The 15525-nt window shown below is 77.0% G+C and carries 14 protein-coding genes; 5 read left to right on the top strand and 9 right to left on the bottom strand.

Annotated elements, in window-relative coordinates; all coding sequences use genetic code 11:
• The coding region (locus tag OMK64_RS15755) for a DUF58 domain-containing protein (protein WP_272729308.1) at window positions 1-1086 on the top strand (1086 nt) is incomplete at its 5' end.
• A gap of 161 nt (window positions 1087-1247) precedes the next feature.
• Complete coding sequence (locus OMK64_RS15750) at window positions 1248-2435, top strand: winged helix DNA-binding domain-containing protein (RefSeq protein ID WP_272729307.1); 1188 nt, start codon at window positions 1248-1250, stop codon at window positions 2433-2435.
• A gap of 16 nt (window positions 2436-2451) precedes the next feature.
• Here the strand turns inward: OMK64_RS15750 and OMK64_RS15745 are convergent, their stop codons facing one another.
• Entirely contained in the window at window positions 2452-3441 is a 990-nt protein-coding gene (locus tag OMK64_RS15745; RefSeq protein ID WP_272729306.1) for a stage II sporulation protein M, read from the bottom strand.
• Between the two features lie 67 nt (window positions 3442-3508).
• Between OMK64_RS15745 and OMK64_RS15740 the strand changes: the two genes are divergently transcribed.
• Window positions 3509-4330: an RDD family protein gene (locus tag OMK64_RS15740; protein ID WP_272729305.1), complete on the top strand. Its 822-nt coding sequence runs from the start codon at window positions 3509-3511 to the stop codon at window positions 4328-4330.
• A gap of 60 nt (window positions 4331-4390) precedes the next feature.
• On the opposite strand, the gene ahcY is transcribed toward OMK64_RS15740, so the two are convergent.
• The 5 genes from ahcY to OMK64_RS15715 form a co-directional block, all read right to left on the bottom strand.
• On the bottom strand, window positions 4391-5878 hold the full coding sequence (gene ahcY / locus OMK64_RS15735; RefSeq protein WP_272729304.1) for an adenosylhomocysteinase: 1488 nt from the start codon (window positions 5876-5878) through the stop codon (window positions 4391-4393).
• Window positions 5879-6022: 144 nt separating this feature from the next.
• On the bottom strand, window positions 6023-6232 hold the full coding sequence (locus OMK64_RS15730) for a Trm112 family protein (RefSeq protein WP_272729303.1): 210 nt from the start codon (window positions 6230-6232) through the stop codon (window positions 6023-6025).
• Window positions 6232-7695, bottom strand: coding sequence for a phosphomannomutase/phosphoglucomutase (locus OMK64_RS15725; RefSeq protein WP_272729302.1), 1464 nt, complete (start codon window positions 7693-7695; stop codon window positions 6232-6234). The genes OMK64_RS15730 and OMK64_RS15725 overlap by 1 nt, the downstream gene beginning before the upstream one ends.
• 73 nt (window positions 7696-7768) lie before the next feature.
• Window positions 7769-8050 carry a hypothetical protein gene (locus tag OMK64_RS15720; protein WP_272729301.1) on the bottom strand — a complete coding sequence of 94 codons (282 nt, stop codon included), beginning with the start codon at window positions 8048-8050 and terminating at the stop codon, window positions 7769-7771.
• A 3-nt stretch (window positions 8051-8053) separates the two neighbouring features.
• Entirely contained in the window at window positions 8054-8437 is a 384-nt protein-coding gene (locus OMK64_RS15715) for a DUF3499 domain-containing protein (RefSeq protein WP_272729300.1), read from the bottom strand.
• A gap of 109 nt (window positions 8438-8546) precedes the next feature.
• Between OMK64_RS15715 and OMK64_RS15710 the strand changes: the two genes are divergently transcribed.
• Together OMK64_RS15710 and OMK64_RS15705 are read left to right on the top strand one after the other, a co-directional pair.
• Entirely contained in the window at window positions 8547-9056 is a 510-nt protein-coding gene (locus tag OMK64_RS15710; RefSeq protein ID WP_308201791.1) for a metallopeptidase family protein, read from the top strand.
• Window positions 9057-9068: 12 nt separating this feature from the next.
• The gene (locus OMK64_RS15705; RefSeq protein ID WP_272729299.1) at window positions 9069-9926 is read left to right on the top strand and encodes a glycosyltransferase family 2 protein; all 858 of its coding nucleotides are present in this window, start codon (window positions 9069-9071) and stop codon (window positions 9924-9926) included.
• A gap of 16 nt (window positions 9927-9942) precedes the next feature.
• Here the strand turns inward: OMK64_RS15705 and OMK64_RS15700 are convergent, their stop codons facing one another.
• Genes OMK64_RS15700 through OMK64_RS15690 form a run of 3 tightly spaced genes read right to left on the bottom strand, consistent with a single transcriptional unit; the run spans window position 9943 to window position 15500 of the window.
• Entirely contained in the window at window positions 9943-11595 is a 1653-nt protein-coding gene (locus OMK64_RS15700; RefSeq protein WP_272729298.1) for a DUF5719 family protein, read from the bottom strand.
• Window positions 11592-15119: a glycosyltransferase gene (locus OMK64_RS15695; protein WP_272729297.1), complete on the bottom strand. Its 3528-nt coding sequence runs from the start codon at window positions 15117-15119 to the stop codon at window positions 11592-11594. The genes OMK64_RS15700 and OMK64_RS15695 overlap by 4 nt, the downstream gene beginning before the upstream one ends.
• A 51-nt stretch (window positions 15120-15170) precedes the next feature.
• Complete coding sequence (locus tag OMK64_RS15690; protein WP_124343353.1) at window positions 15171-15500, bottom strand: WhiB family transcriptional regulator; 330 nt, start codon at window positions 15498-15500, stop codon at window positions 15171-15173.
• Between the last annotated feature and the right edge of the window lie 25 nt (window positions 15501-15525).

The following is a 15525-nucleotide window of genomic DNA, read 5'->3' as shown; positions in this document are numbered from 1 at the left end:
ACGCTCACGCTGACGAACGTGGGCGGGCGACGGCTGCGCGGCGTCGTCCGCGACGCGTGGCCGCCGTCGGCCGCGGCGGACCGCGACCGGCACCCGCTCGCGATCGCGGCCGGTGACGGGGCGCGGGTGCGGACCGTCCTGCGCCCGACGCGGCGCGGCGACGCGCTGGCCGACCGCGTGACGATCCGGTCCGCGGGGCCGCTGGGCCTCGCAGGCCGGCAGGCGTCGCTGACGGTGCCCGGGCGGCTGCGCGTGCTGCCGGAGTTCGCGTCGCGGCGGCACCTGCCGAGCCGGCTCGCACGCCTGCGCGAGATGGACGGCCGTGCCGCGGTGCAGGTGCGCGGGCCGGGGACCGAGTTCGACTCGCTGCGCGAGTACGTGATCGGCGACGACGTGCGCGCGATCGACTGGCGCGCGAGCGCGCGCCGCGCCGACGTCGTGGTCCGCACGTGGCGCCCCGAGCGCGACCGGCGGGTGCTCATGGTGCTCGACACGGGCCGCACGTCGGCGGTGCGCGTGCAGGACGCGCCCCGGCTGGACGCCTCGATCGAGGCGGCCCTGCTGCTGGGCGCGCTCGCGACGCACGCGGGCGACCGCGTCGAGCTGCTCGCGTTCGACCGCCGCGTGCGCGCGCGCGTCGCCGGCACCGCGGGACCCCGGCTGATGCCCGCGCTCGCGGACGCGCTCGCCACGACGTCGTCGCAGCTCGTCGAGACGGACTGGCCGGGCGTCGTGACGCAGGTCCGCGAGCGGCTGAGCCAGCGTGCGCTCGTCGTGCTGCTGACGGCGCTCGACGCGTCGGCGGTCGAGCGAGGGCTGCTCGGTGTGGCGCAGCAGCTGACGTCGCGGCACCAGGTCGTCCTCGCGTCGGTCGCGGACCCGGAGACGGACGCGCTGCGCAGCGGACGCGCGGACGCCCGCGAGGTGTTCGACGCGGCCGCCGCGGAGCGCGCCGACCTCGAGCGCTCGGCGGTCGCGGTGCGGCTGCGCCGACGCGGGGTCGAGGTCGTCGACGCGCTGCCGGACGACCTCGCGCCGCGCCTCGCGGACACCTACCTCGCGCTCAAGGCCGCGGGCCGGCTCTGAACCGGGCGCCGGCGCCGCAGGCCGACGCCGCGACGCGGGCTGGTGCTGCGACGCGGGCCGGCGCTGCGCCCGGACCGGTGCCGAGCGACGGACCGGTGCTCCGCGGGTGCCGCGCTCAGCGTCCGCCGATCGCCGTCGGTCCGCTTCGGTAGCGTCCGGGCATGGCCGAGCCACCCCTCCTGGACCGTCGTGCGCTCAACCGTGCGCTCCTCGCGCGTCAGCACCTGCTCGAGCGGACCGACACGTCGGCCGTCGAGGTCGTCGGGCACCTCGTGGGGATGCAGGCGCAGAACGCGTGGTCGCCGTACGTGGGGCTGTGGAGCCGCGTCGAGGGGTTCACGCACGCCGACCTCGGCGACGCGCTGCTCGACCGCCGGCTCGCGCGGATCGCGGTCATGCGCGGCACGATCCACCTCGTCGACGCGGCGGACGCGCTGCTGCTGCCCGGTCTGGTCGCACCGCTCTACGCGCGCGACCTCGAGGTCAACACGCTGCACGCGGCGCCGCTGCGCACGGTCGACCTGGCCGCGGTGACGGCGCTCGCGCGCGAGCTCGTCGAGGCGGAGCCGCGGGTGAGCACGGCCCTCGGCACGCTGCTCGCCGAGCGCTGGCCGCACGTCCCGCCGCAGACGCTCGCGCACGCCGCGCGCGGCACGCTCCCGCTTGTCCAGGTCCCGCCGCGCGGGGTGTGGGGACGGTCGGGTGCGACGACGTGGACGACGACGGCCGCGTGGTTCGGGCCGGACGCCGCCGCCGCGGCACCGGACCTGTCCGACCCCGGCGTCCTGGCCGCCGAGCAGGAGCGCCTGGTGCTGCGGTACCTCGCGGCGTTCGGCCCGGCGAGCGTCCTCGACGTCCAGGCGTGGTCCGGGCTGAGCGGGCTGGCCGCGGTCGTCGCGCGTCTCGGCGACCGCGTGGTCCGGTTCACCGCCGACCCGTCGCCCGGGAAGGTGCGCCCGCGCGAGGTCCTCGACCTGCCCGACGCGCCGCGCCCGCCCGCGGACGTGCCCGCGCCCGTGCGCTTCCTGCCCGACCTCGACAACGTGCTGCTCAGCCACGCGGACCGCACACGCGTCGTCGCCGACGAGCACCGTCGGGCGCTCCAGAGCCCGAACGGCGTGGTGCCCGGCACGGTGCTGGTCGACGGCGTCGTCGCGGCCACCTGGCGCGTCGAGCGGGTGCGCGTGGAGGAGACAGGTGCACGGCGTCGTCGGGAGCGCGCGACGCTCGTCGTGGAGCCGTTCGGCGGGCTGACGGCGCACGACCGGCGGGACGTCGTGGCGGAGGCGGAGCGTTTCGTGGCGTTCTTCGCCGACGACGCCGTCGGGCACGACGTCGTCGTGCGCTGACGGACGCTGCCGCGCGTCAGCCCGCGAGCGGCACCGCGTACCCGGCTCGGTCGGGGTCGAGGTCCCCCGTCGCCCCGGCCCGGACCGCGCGGCCGCCGAGCACGAGCGTGTAGACCCAGAACGCGACGAGCACGACCACGCCGATGACGATCTTCAGCCACCAGGCCATGCCCGAGCCCGTGACGAAGCCCTCGACGACCCCGGACACGGCCAGGACGCCGACGAGCCCGAGCGCGACCGTGAACAGCGCGCGACCCTCCTCGGCGAGCGCGCGCCCGCGCGTGCGGGGGCCGGGGTCGACCAGGGTCCAAAAGATCCGCAGGCCGGCGCCCCCCGCGACGAACACGGCCGTGAGCTCGAGCAGGCCGTGCGGCGCGATGAGCTGCAGGAACAGCGCGAGCTCGCCGTGCGCGGCCATCATCCCGCCGGTCGCGCCCACGTTCACCGCGTTCGTGATCTGCAGCCAGACGGGGATGATCCCGGTGATGCCCGACGCGACGCACACCGCGGTGATCCACGCGTTGTTGGTCCACACCATCGCGGCGAAGCCGGCCCCGGGGTCGTAGTACTCGGCGAAGGCGTGGTCGACGTACTCCTGCCGCTCCGCGGGCGTGCCCATCGCGGCCAGCGCGTCCGGCTGCGTCGCGACCCACACGCCCGCCGCGAGCGCGAGCGCGAGGAACGCGACCATGACGCCGACGGTCCACCAGCGGATCCGGTACAGCGCGGCCGGCAGGGACTCCCCCACGAACCTCGCGACGTCGCGCCAGCTCGGCTCGTGCGCGCCCACGATCGCCGACCGGGCACGCCCCACGAGCTGCGAGAGCCGGCTCACGGCGTCCGGGTCGGGTGCGGCCGACCGGATGACCGACAGGTCGGTCGCCGCGGACTGGTAGAGCCGGACGAGCTCGTCCGACTCGGCGCCCGTGCGGCGCCGCTTGCGCGCGAGCGCGTCGAGGCGCTGCCACGACTCGTCGCGGGCCACCTGGAAGGCGTCGAGGTCCACGGCCCACAGCCTGCCATCTCGGAGGCCCGTCTCCGGTTAGTGTTCCCTCGGCGGAGGAGGGACATCCATGGTCGAGGACGAGATCCTCATCGGCGAGGGCGTGCTGCTCGACACCCGAGCGGCGTCCGCGCTGACCCGCCTCGTGGCGGCGCTCGTCGACCTCGCGGCGCTCGCGACCGTGCTGATCGCGATCACGATCGTCCTGACGACCACCGCGCCGGCCGCGATGTCCGAGGAGGCCACGCGCATCACGACGATCCTCGCGCTCGTCACGGTCATGGTCGTGTACCCGACGACGATGGAGACGCTCAGCCGGGGCCGGTCGCTCGGCAAGCTCGCGCTCGGCATCCGCATCGTGCGCGACGACGGCGGCCCGCTCGTGTTCCGGCAGGCGCTGATCCGCGCGCTCGTGGGCGTCATCGAGCTGTGGATGACGTTCGGCTCGGTCGCGTTCCTGTGCTCGTTGGTGCACCCCCGCAGCAAGCGCCTCGGCGACGTCCTGGCCGGCACGTACGCCGTCCGGGTGCGCGGCGGGGCGCGACGGGCACCGGTCCAGATGCCGCCGTGGCTCGCCGGGTGGGCGCAGGGCGCTGACGTCGCCCGCCTCCCGGACGGCCTCGCGCTCGCCGTCCGGCAGTTCCTCGCGCGCGCCAACGGCCTGCACCCGGCGTCGCGCGTCGAGCTCGGCACGCGGCTGTCGTCCGAGGTCGCGCGCTACGTGAACCCCGGCCCGCCGCCCGGCACGCACCCCGAGGCCTTCCTCGCGGCCGTGCTCGCCGAGCGGCGCGAGCGCGAGCTCGTGGCGCGCCTGCGCGACGACGCCCGCGACGCCTCCGACGCGCGCGTGCTCCACCGGCTGCCGCACGGCGTCCCGGACCCCGTCGACTGACCCGCCTCCCGCGCCCGGCGTGGGCGGGGCACGACGAGTCGGCGGGTGGTCGCGTCGCGGTCAGTACCGGTAGTGCTCGGCCTTGTACGGGCCGTCGACCTCGACGCCCAGGTACGCCGCCTGGTCCTTCGTGAGCCGCGTGAGCCGCACGCCGAGCGCGTCGAGGTGCAGCCGCGCGACCTTCTCGTCGAGGACCTTCGGCAAGCGGTGCACCTGCCGGTCGTACGCGCCCTGCCGCGTGTAGAGCTCGACCTGTGCGATCACCTGGTTGGCGAACGACGTGCTCATGACGAACGACGGGTGACCCGTCGCGTTCCCGAGGTTGAGCAGCCGCCCCTCCGACAGGACGATGACCGACCGCTCGCCGCGGCCCGTGCCGTCGTCGGCGGGGAACGTCCACTCGTGCACCTGCGGCTTGAGCTCGGTGCGCCGGATCCCCGGGACGGCGGCCAGGCCCGCCATGTCGATCTCGTCGTCGAAATGGCCGATGTTGCCGACGACGGCCTTGTCCTTGAGCGCGGCGAGGTGCTCGACCGTGACGACTGACCGGTTCCCCGTCGCGGTGATGACGAAGTCCACCTCGCCGACGACGTCGTCGAGCCGGGCGACCTGGTAGCCGTCCATCGCGGCCTGCAGCGCGCAGATCGGGTCGACCTCGGACACGATCACGCGCGCGCCCTGCCCGCGCAGCGCCTCGGCAGCACCCTTGCCGACGTCCCCGTAGCCGACGACGAACGCGACCTTGCCGCCGATCAGGACGTCGGTCGCGCGGTTGAGACCGTCGGGCAGCGAGTGCCGGATGCCGTACCGGTTGTCGAACTTCGACTTCGTGACCGAGTCGTTGACGTTGATCGCCGGGAACCGCAGGTCCCCCGCCTCGGCGCGCTGGTAGAGCCGGTGGACGCCGGTCGTCGTCTCCTCGGAGACGCCCACGATCCCGTCGGCGACGCGCGTCCAGCGCTGCGGGTCCTCGGCGAGCGACCGGCGCAGGAGCTCGCGCACGACGACCAGCTCGGCCGAGTGCTCGGGGTCCCCGGGTGCCGGCACGTCGGGCACCGTGCCCGACGCCTCGTACCGCGCGCCCTCGTGCACGAGCAGCGTCGCGTCGCCGCCGTCGTCGAGGATCAGGTCCGGGCCGCGCCCGTCGGGCCACAGCAGCGCGTGCTGCGTGCACGCCCAGTACTCCTCGAGCGTCTCGCCCTTCCACGCGAACACCGCCGGACCGGTGGGCGAGTCGACCGTGCCGTCCGGTCCCACGACGACCGCGGCGGCGGCCTCGTCCTGCGTCGAGAAGATGTTGCACGACGCCCAGCGCACCTCGGCGCCCAGCGCGACGAGCGTCTCGATGAGCACCGCGGTCTGCACGGTCATGTGCAGCGAGCCGCTGATCCGCGCCCCCGCGAGCGGCTGCGACGGACCCAGCTCGGCGCGCAGCGCCATCAGGCCGGGCATCTCGTGCTCGGCGAGACGGACCTGGTGGCGGCCCGCCTCCGCGAGCGCGAGGTCGCGCACCTGGTACCGACCGGGGACCTCGCTGAACCTCGCCATGCGCACCTCGCAGGATGGGACGGGCCGAGCCGGGCTGCGTCGCCCGTGCCCATCCTGCCCCAGGAGGTCCGGTCCGTCCCCCGCCGCCGGCGGCGTGCCGCCGCCCGCCCGGCGAGCCGCGTACGCGCCGACGGCGTCGGCGCGTCAGCGAGCGGGAGCGGGCCGCGCCTCGTCGGCGAGCAGCACCGGGATGCCGTCGCGCACCGGGTACGCGAGCGGCTCCGTCGGGTGCGTCGAGACGAGCAGCGGCTCGCCGTCGGGTCCCGTCGCGTCGACGAGCGTCGCACCCGACACCGGGCAGCGCAGCAGGTCGCGCGCCCACGGCTCGAGCGGGTGGGCGGCGTCGGTGCTCATCAGGCGTCCTCCCCCTGGCGCACGAGCGCGAGGACGTCGTCGCGCACCTTCTCCATGATGTCCGCGTCGGCGGCCTCGACGTTGAGCCGCAGCAGCGGCTCGGTGTTCGACGCGCGCAGGTTGAACCACCACTGCGGGTGGCCGTCCCAGTGCGAGACGGTCAGCCCGTCGAGCTCGTCGACCTCGACCGGGCCGCCCCCCTGCTGCGTCACGTACGCCTCGACGACGCGGGCGCGCGCGGCGGCGACGTCCTCGACGCGCGAGTTGATCTCGCCGCTCGCGACGTACGGCTGGTACTGGTCGGCGAGGGCCGACAGCGGGTGCGGCTGGCCGCCGAGGGCCGCGAGCACGTGCAGCGCCGCGAGCATGCCGGTGTCGGCGAAGAAGAAGTCGCGGAAGTAGTAGTGCGCGCTGTGCTCACCGCCGAACACGGCCTCGTGCTCGGCCATCTCGGCCTTGATGAACGAGTGGCCGACGCGCGTGCGCACCGTCTTCGCGCCCGCGGCGGTGATGAGGTCGGGCACGACCATCGACGTGATGAGGTTGTGGATGACGGTCGGCGTGCGGCCCGCGGCGCGCTCGCGGGCGACCTCACGGAGCCCGACCAGGGCGGTCACCGCCGACGGGCTGACGGGCTCGCCGCGCTCGTCGACGACGAAGCAGCGGTCCGCGTCGCCGTCGAACGCGAGGCCGATGTCGGCGCCGTGCTCGACGACCGCGCGCTGCAGGTCGCGCAGGTTCTCGGGCTCGAGCGGGTTCGCCTCGTGGTTCGGGAACGTGCCGTCGAGCTCGAAGTACAGCGGCACGACGTCGAGCGGCAGCTCCGGGAGGCCGGCCCCCGTGCCGAGCACCGCGGGTGCGGTGTAGCCGCCCATGCCGTTGCCGGCGTCGACGACGACCTTGAGCGGGCGGATGCCCGACAGGTCGACGAGCGTGCGCAGGAAGCCCGCGTACTCCGCGAGCATCTCGCGCTCCGTGACGCTGCCGCGCGCGTGGTCCGCGACCTCGGGGACGCCCGCCGCGAGGTACTCGCCCGCGAGCTCGCGGATGGTCGAGAGCCCGGAGTCCTGGCCGACCGGACGCGCACCCGCACGGCAGAGCTTGATGCCGTTGTACTCCGCCGGGTTGTGGCTCGCCGTGAACATCGCCCCGGGGATGTCGAGCGACCCCGACGCGAAGTAGAGGCCGTCCGTCGAGGCGAGGCCGATGAGCTCGACGTCCACGCCGCGCGCGGTGAGACCGTCGGCGAACGCGCCGACGAGCTCCGGGCCGGACGGCCGCATGTCGTTGCCGACCACGACCCGGGGCGTGCCGGTCGCCTCGGGGAGGACGACGACGTCGGCGAACGCCGCACCGATCGCGCGCGCCACGGATGCGTCCAGCTGCTCAGGGACGACGCCACGCACGTCGTAGGCCTTGATCAGGGCGGAGAGGTCGACAGGGGCGGGCGAAGGAGTCGTCACGTCGGCATCGTACCGAGCGTCGGCGGTCCGTCCGACGCCCGCCACGGGCCGGGACGCGGCCGGCGTGGACGGGTCAGCGCCCTCCGTCGCCCCCGACGACCTCCTCGCGCGGCAGCGGGGTGCCGTCGCCGTCGAGCGCGAACCACCCCGTGCGCTCGCACGCGGGGCACGACACGAACACCGCCGGCCGCCCGCTCGACAGGGTCATCCGGATCCGGGTGAGGTCCGGCGAGCCGCACTGCTGGCAGACCTCCGTGCCGGGGGCGAGGGGGCCGGTCGGCTGGCTCATCGAGCCGAGCGGCTCAGGCGGCAGCGACCCGCGCTGCCCCGCCTGCTCCCCCTTGCGGCGCGGCACCGCTCAGCCCTCTCCGCGCAGGACGCGCAGGTGCCCGCGGCGGGGGGCGTCCGCGAGCGCGTCCGTGACGGGCTCGGGCGCCGCCGCTGCCGAGGCGGCCGGTGCCGTGTGCCGTCCGCGGCCCGCCTCGCGCACCGCGTCGGCGAGCGCCAGCAGGTCGTCGCGGCTCGGGGCCGCCGGGGTGAAGTCGGGCGTCAGCCGGACGACCTCCCACCCGCGGGGTGCGGTCAGCCGCTCGGCGTGCTCCACGCAGAGGTCGTACGAGTGCGGCTCGGCGTGGTGCGCCAGCGGGCCCAGGACGGCCGTGGAGTCGGCGTACACGTAGGTCAGCGTGGCCACGGCGGCACGGCCGCACGCCGTGCGCGAGCACTGCCGGACGGATCTCACGGGGTGACCGTACCCCCCGTCGGCGACACGTGGCGTCCCCCACGCCGCACGGCGCGACGCGACACCCCCGCTCCGGTCCGGCACGCACGCGCGGACTAAGGTTTCCCGCGTGACGTCCTCCCGCCACCCGCACGCCTCGGGGCACCGCACGGGCGCCCTCGGGCGCCGCGGGTCGACCCCCGGCCTCGGCGACGGGCCGGTGCAGCCGGTCCGTCGGCGCGACCGCCGCGGCCGCGGCCCGCGCGGCCCGCTGATGCCCTCGACGATGCCCGCCTACCGCACGCGCGCCGAGCGGTTCGACGACCTCGTGCTCGACGCGGTCGAGCGGCTGGAGCGGCGCTGGACGCGGCAGCTCGACGGCACGGAGTTCGCGGTCGAGGACGTCCCGCCGTCCAACCCGGCCCCGTGGGAGCACGGCGGCGTGCCGCTCGGCCGCTACTTCCCTGCCGACTCCGGCCTGCCCGCGCGCATCGTCGTGTACAGGCGCCCCGTCGAGTCGCGCGCGTCCGACCCGGGCGACCTCGCCGACCTCGTGCGCGACGTGGTCGTCGAGCAGGTCGCGCACCTGCTGGGCCGAGCCCCCGAGGACGTGGACCCGGGCTACGGTGACGCCCACTAACCTGGGCGCACGATGAGCACTCCCGCCCCCACCGTCCGAGTCGTCTGCGTCGTCTACCACCCCGGCGAGGAGCTCGAGCGCTTCGCGCGCACGCTCGCCGGCGCGACGTCCGCCCCCTACGAGCTGGTCGTCGTCGACAACGGCGACGACCCCACGGTGGCTCGTGCGGTCGGTGCCCGCCACGGCGCCCAGGTCGTCGAGTCCGGGGCCAACCTCGGCTACGGCCGCGGCGCGAACCTCGGTGCGGCCGGAGCGCAGTCGCCGTGGCTCGTCGTCGCCAACGCGGACCTCGAGTGGGAGCCCGGCTCCCTCGACGTGCTGCTCGCCGCGGGCGAGGAGCACCCCGACGCCGGCGCGCTCGGTCCCGCGCTGCTCAACGTCGACGGCACCGTCTACCCGTCGGCGCGCGCCCTGCCGTCGCTCACCCAGGGCGCCGGTCACGCGCTGCTGGTCCGCGTCTGGCCGGGCAACCCGTGGACCCGCGCGTACCGCGCGCAGCACGAGGACGCGGGTGGGCAGCGGACCGCGGGCTGGCTCTCCGGCGCGTGCCTGCTGCTGCGCCGCTCGGCGTTCGAGGCGGTCGGCGGCTTCGACGACGACTACTTCATGTTCTTCGAGGACGTCGACCTGGGCGAACGGCTCGGCCGCGCCGGGTGGACGAACCTCTACGTCCCGAGCGCGCGTGTGACGCACGTCGGCGGGACGTCGTGGCGCGAGCGACCCGCCCGGATGATCTCCGCGCACCACACGAGCGCGGCGCGGTACGTGGCCCGTCGGTACCCGCACGTCTGGCAGTGGCCGCTGCGGATCGCGGTCGGGCTCGGCCTGCGGCTGCGCGAGCGGTCGGAGCTGCGGGCCGCAGCACGCTGACGCGCCGCGGCGGGCGTCAGCGTGTGCCGATCCGCGGGTCCGGCTGCACCGCGACGTCCGGCGCCCGCACGAGCGCCGGGACGGGGCGCAGGACCGAGACGAACGTGCCGTCGGGTCGCGCCGCCTCCGCGACCAGCGACCACGCGACGTCGTCCCCCTCGTCCACGACCAGGTCGACCGCCCGCACGACCGGCTCGCCCGTCGGCGCTGCGAGCGCGGTGCTCGGCGTGACGAGGCCGTCGCCCACCACCAGGGCCTCGAGCGACCACGCGCCCGTCGTCCCGACCGGCACGGAGACGCGCCGCTCGCCCACGACGCGGCCGTCGTCACCCAGCAGCCGGACCGTCGCGGTCGTCTCGCCGCCGCCGTCGACCGAGTCGGCCGCGCTCCCCCGCGCGGGCAGCCCCGCGAGCGTGAGCGTCCCGGAGGTGCCGGCGGGCAGCACCGCGACGCCGCCGTCCGCGGGCGAGGACGACGCCGCCCACGCGCGCTCGCGGCTGGGCACGTCGTCGAGCTCGCCCGGCGTGCCCGGCCGGGTCACGACCGCGGCCGCGACGACGGGCTGGTCCGCGTCGACCAGGAGCGTGTACGTGCCCGCGGCGAGCCCGCCGAGCGGGACGTCGGTGACCTCGCCGGGCCGCAGCTCGACGGACTCCGCACCGGGCAGCGCGGTGGGGCCGTCCGGACCGAGCACCGACACGGACGCCGCGGCGGTCGCGTCACCCGGGACGAGCAGCCGCAGGGCCCCCGCGTCCTCGTCGCCGACCTCGCTCGCCACGACCGACACCCCGGGCACGACCTGACGCCGTGCGGGTGCCTCGCCGGGCACCACGAGGTCGGTCCCGGCGGGCGTGAACCCGTCGAGCGCGGAGTCCTGCAGGTGCACGGCGACGCGGCCGCCCGTCGTCGCGACGTGCACGACCAGGCGGCGCTGCTCGGCGGCGATCCCGCCCACCGCGACGACGCGCTGCGCGCCGGGGGCCACGAGGTAGCGCTCACCCGTGAGGTCCACGGCACCCGACGGGCCCCACACCTCGACGCCCACCTCGGCAGGCGTGCTGCCGGCGTTCGTGAGGACGAGCTGCGCGGTGCTCGTGAGGTCCGTCGCACCACCCACGAGCCACGCGTCGGCGGTCGGGTGCTGGCAGGACGCCGCGGACAGCCCGCGGAGATCCCCTGCCGTGACGAGGCCGCTGCTCACGGCACCGACCCGCGCAGGCGCGGTGTCGCCGGGCTCGGCCCGCACGACGAGCGGCGCCGGGACCTGGCCCACGGTGACCGCCTCGTCGCCGGCGTCGAGCCGGGCGAGCGTCTGCGCGCCGTCCAGCGTCGTCACGGTGCCCGGGCCGGGGGTCGACGACGCGACGGAGACGCTCGGCACCGGGTCGACCGGGGTCGGGTCGAACGCGGAGTCGCCGCGACCGACGTCGTCGGGCAGCAGCAGAGGGCCCGCGCACACCAGGGTCGTCGCGGCGGGCGGGACCGGCACGGACGACGGGCCGAGGCCGTCGACGGCCGTCCCGGGGACGACGCCGCCCCCGACGACCACCGCCGCGACGGCACCCGCGACCACGAGCCCGGACCCCGCGCGCACGAGCCGGCCGCGCCAGACGGCGCCCCGGTTCACCGCGCCTCCGTCCACGGCGGCGGGCTCGGTCCCGGCGGTCATGCGGTCACCCGCCGGCGTCGCACGGGCAGCGCGAGGAGCAGCGTGACGACCAGCACGGCGCCCTGCACCGCGAGCCACGGCGCACGGTCGGGTGCGTCGTACCGGACGACGAGCCGGCCGCCGTCCGCGGGGACCTCGAAGCCCTGGCGCCACCCGGTGTCGACCGCGCGCAGCGGCGTCCCGTCGAGCCACGCGCGCCACCGCGGGTCCGCGCGCTCGGCGAGGACGAGGACGCGCTGCGCGGCCCCCGCAGGGACGGTCGCGTCGACCGTGCGGTCGTCGGCCGCCACGGCGACCGCGGCGACGGTGACGTCGCGCACGTCGGAGCCGGCCGGCACGAGCCGGGCCCACGACGGCACCACGACGGGTGCGACCTGCCCGGCGTCGGCCGTGGCCCGGACCCGCCAGAGGGTCCCGGCGGGCGTCTGCGTCACGCGCTCGAGGCCCGGCGTCGAGTCCAGGCGCGACACGAGGTCGTCGCGCAGCGCGCGCTCGGCACGGTCGGTCCGCACCGCGTCGGGCAGGGCGGGCACCAGGACGTCCGCGACGGCGAGGGCCGCGAGCTCACCCGCGACGTCACCCCCGGACGCCGTGACGAGCCGTGCGACGAGCGCGTCGACCTCCTGCGTCGCGGGGTCCGCGCTGCGCACCTGCGGCGCGTCGAGGTCGCCGGTGAGCGCACGCGTCGACGTGGCGGCGGCGACCTCGTCCAGCTGCGGCCCGTCGGCGCGCATGAGCTGCCACGTCGCGAGCGGCTCGTCGTCGCCGCTCCCCCGGACCTCGACCGCGAGCACGCGGGACGCGAGCGGCGACGTCTGCGCCTGCTGACCGACGGCCGGCACGACCGCGCGCTCCTGAGCGCGCAGCACGACCGCGTCGCCCTCGCGCGCCTGCCACGTCCAGCCGCCGAGCACCGCGAGCGGCGCGAGCACCGCGACGGCCGTCAGGAGCGCGGCGAGCGGCTGCCGCCAGCCGAAGGACGCGGCGGCGAGGCGCTCGCGCAACCGGTCGGCGCCGAGCAGCGACGCGGCGAGCAGGCCGGCCCACGCGAGCGACAGGGTCGGGCCGGCCCAGCCGTGCACCGCGGTCGGCCCGTCGACGCCCACCGCCACCGCGGCACTCACGGTCGCACCCGCGAGGCCGAGCGCCGTGACGAGCCACGCGACGCGCACGCCCCGCGCGACCGGCCGGCCGCGGAGCAGCGCGAGCGTGGCCAGCAGCACCAGTGCGCCTCCGGGCAGGAACGGCCACGCGTCGGCGAGCGTGCCGCCGAGCGCGTCGGGCACGAGCGCGCCCGCGTCGGCGGGGACTCCGAGCAGCCGGGCGACCGGGGCGGCGGCCGTCGACGCGAGCGGCAGGCCGGGGTCGGCGAGCACGAGGCGCCAGCCCGCGAGCCCACGCGTGAGCGCCGCCACCAGGAGCGGGCCCGCGACGACCACCGCGGGCACGGGCACCAGGAGCAGGCGCCCACGACGGCGCGGCACCGCGAGCGCGACGAGCAGGACGGCGAGCGTGCCCGGGACCAGGAGCGACGGCGACGCCGCGACCACGACCGCGAAGGCGAGCGCCGCGGCCGCCGCCGCGGTCAGGGACCCGGTGGGGTCGGGCGCCCCGACCAGGCCGGGGGCGTCGGGAGCTCCGTCCACGCGGGCACCGACCGGTGCAGCCGGTGCCGGTGCGACGCGCTGCGTCGGCACGGTCGGCACCGCGGGGACGCCGCGCACGGGCGTCTCGACGTCCGCCGGGTCCGCCTCGTCGTCGTCCTCGGCGCGGCGCGCGGTCGCGAGGCCCGAGAGCACCTGGTCGACGCGCTGCACGCCGGCCGCTCGGACGAGGCCGAGCGCGACCCACGGCAGCGCGGCGTGCGCGAGCACCGGCCCGAGGCGGCCGTCGCCGACCGCGAGCAGGAGCATCGGGGCGGCCGCCCAGACCACGGCGGCCCAGGCGCGCGCCCCGACCGACCGGGTCGCCGCCCCCGCGGCGGCCCAGGCGCCGAGCCCCGACAGGAGCACGCCGCCGAGCAGCAGCGCCGCGACGGCGGGGGCGGTGTGCCCCGCCGCGAGCGTGCTCGGCACCAGCAGGAGACCCAGCAGCGGGTCCGCGGGGCCGGGGGCACCCAGCCCGCCCGCGACCCACCCCGACGTCGCGGACCGCCACAGGTCCCCGAGGTCGGCGCCCGCGGCCAGCAGCGCGCCACCCACGAGCGAGGCGCCGCCCGCGGCCGCGCTCACGAGCGGGCCCAGCGCGACGGCCGTGACCAGCGCGAACGCGACGACCAGCACCACGAGCGTCACGCGGCGACGCGACGCCAGGGCCGCGAGCTCACGCAGCTCGAGCTCGCTCGGCGCGCGCACGACCCGGCGGGCCTCCGCACGCGCGAGCCGCCGGTCGCGGTCGAGCGCCCAGACGTCCCGCCAGCGCGCCTGCAGGGGCCGCAGGGTGCGCCGCGGCAACCGGCGCGTCCGTCGGGCCCGGGCACGCGCCCGCGCGACCGCGTCCGGACGCAGCAGCGCCGCGACCGGCGCGCGCAGCTCGTCGACCGCGAGACCCGGCTGCTTCGCGCCCAGCCGCACGAGCGAGCGGAGCAGGCCCGCCGCGAGGAACAGCAGAGCCGCGCACGGCAGCCACGGCAGCGGCACGGCGGCCAGGTGCCGGTGCACCGCCGCGCGGCGCCGCGCGGCGTACGAGCGGTGCGGGTCGCCCGCGTCGTCGAGGCCGTCGCCGTCGCGGTCGACGGGCTGGCCCTCCTGCCCACGCAGACCGAGGTACGTCGCCTGTGCGTGGCGGACGACGGCTGCGGGCACGACGACGACGCGGTGCCCCGCGAGGCGCGCACGACGCGACAGGTCCTCGCCGTCGCCGAACGGGCCGAGCGCCGGGTCGGGGCCGTCGAGCTCGTCCCACACGTCGCGCCGCACGAGCGCGCCGACGAGGCCCACGCCCAGCACGTCCTCGCGCGCGTCGAGCTGACCCTGGTCGAGCTCGCCCGGGGCGACGTCGGTGAGCCGTCGTCCTGCGGGGGACGTCCGCAGCCCCACCTCGAGCAGCCGCTCGGGGTCGGTCCACGTGCGCTGCTTGACGCCCGCGACGGCCACCGAGCGCGCGTGCCCGACGGCGCGCACGAGCTCGGCGAGCGCGTCGGGTGCGGGGGCGCTGTCGTCGTGCAGGAGCCACAGCCAGGTGGACGGCGGGCCGTCGGCGCGCACGAGCGGGTCCGCGAGCGCCGCGCGCACCGCGTGCCCGAAGGTCCGCGCGCCCGGGACGTGCACGGTGCGCAGCTGCGGACGCGGCGAGCCGGCCTGCCGGGCGAAGGCGTCGTCCAGCGCGCCCCCGACCTCAGGGTCCGGGGCGACGTCGACCAGCAGCACCCGTGCCGGACGACGGGTCGACGCGGCGAGGGCCGCGAGCGCGTCGTCCAGGTAACGCGTCCGGCCCCGGGTCACGACGACCGCCGTCACCGGTGTCGTCACCGGGAGGGGTGCGGTGGTCGTGGGCGCGTCCACGGGCGGGAGGGTCTCGGTCATGCTCGGGCCATCCTGCCGTCCGGGGTCCGCGAACCCCTCGACCGACACGCGTCAGACGACCCGGCGCTTCAGCTTGCGGCGCTCACGCTCGGACAGACCACCCCAGATGCCGAAGCGCTCGTCGTTCGCGAGCGCGTACTCGAGGCACTCCGAGCGGACGTCGCACCCGGTGCACACACGCTTCGCCTCGCGGGTCGAGCCGCCCTTCTCGGGGAAGAACGCCTCGGGGTCGGTCTGCGCGCACAGCGCGCGCTCCTGCCAGCCCATCGGGCCGTCGTCCTCGGGCGCACCGAACAGCGACAGCACGTTCGACGCGGGCTCCGCGGGCTTACGGGCGTCGCTCGGGAAGGTCTCGTCGTCGTCGTCGAGCAGGTTCCACATGGCGTGCCTCCGTGCGGGTCTTTCG

Source organism: Cellulomonas fimi, assembly GCF_028527925.1.
GTDB classification, from domain to species: Bacteria; Actinomycetota; Actinomycetes; order Actinomycetales; family Cellulomonadaceae; genus Cellulomonas; species Cellulomonas fimi_C.
This window is presented reverse-complemented; position numbering and strand designations above follow the sequence as displayed.

Bases quoted from the DNA above. Each gene is read 5' to 3' on its own strand.
- OMK64_RS15750 (WP_272729307.1), top strand. From the start codon at position 1,248: ATGGCCGAGCCACCCCTCCTGGACCGTCGTGCGCTCAACCGTGCGCTC.
- OMK64_RS15740 (WP_272729305.1), top strand. From the start codon at position 3,509: ATGGTCGAGGACGAGATCCTCATCGGCGAGGGCGTGCTGCTCGACACC.
- ahcY (WP_272729304.1), bottom strand. From the start codon at position 5,878: ATGGCGAGGTTCAGCGAGGTCCCCGGTCGGTACCAGGTGCGCGACCTC.
- OMK64_RS15730 (WP_272729303.1), bottom strand. From the start codon at position 6,232: ATGAGCACCGACGCCGCCCACCCGCTCGAGCCGTGGGCGCGCGACCTG.
- OMK64_RS15705 (WP_272729299.1), top strand. From the start codon at position 9,069: ATGAGCACTCCCGCCCCCACCGTCCGAGTCGTCTGCGTCGTCTACCAC.
- OMK64_RS15700 (WP_272729298.1), bottom strand. From the start codon at position 11,595: ATGACCGCCGGGACCGAGCCCGCCGCCGTGGACGGAGGCGCGGTGAAC.
- OMK64_RS15695 (WP_272729297.1), bottom strand. From the start codon at position 15,119: ATGACCGAGACCCTCCCGCCCGTGGACGCGCCCACGACCACCGCACCC.
- OMK64_RS15690 (WP_124343353.1), bottom strand. From the start codon at position 15,500: ATGTGGAACCTGCTCGACGACGACGACGAGACCTTCCCGAGCGACGCC.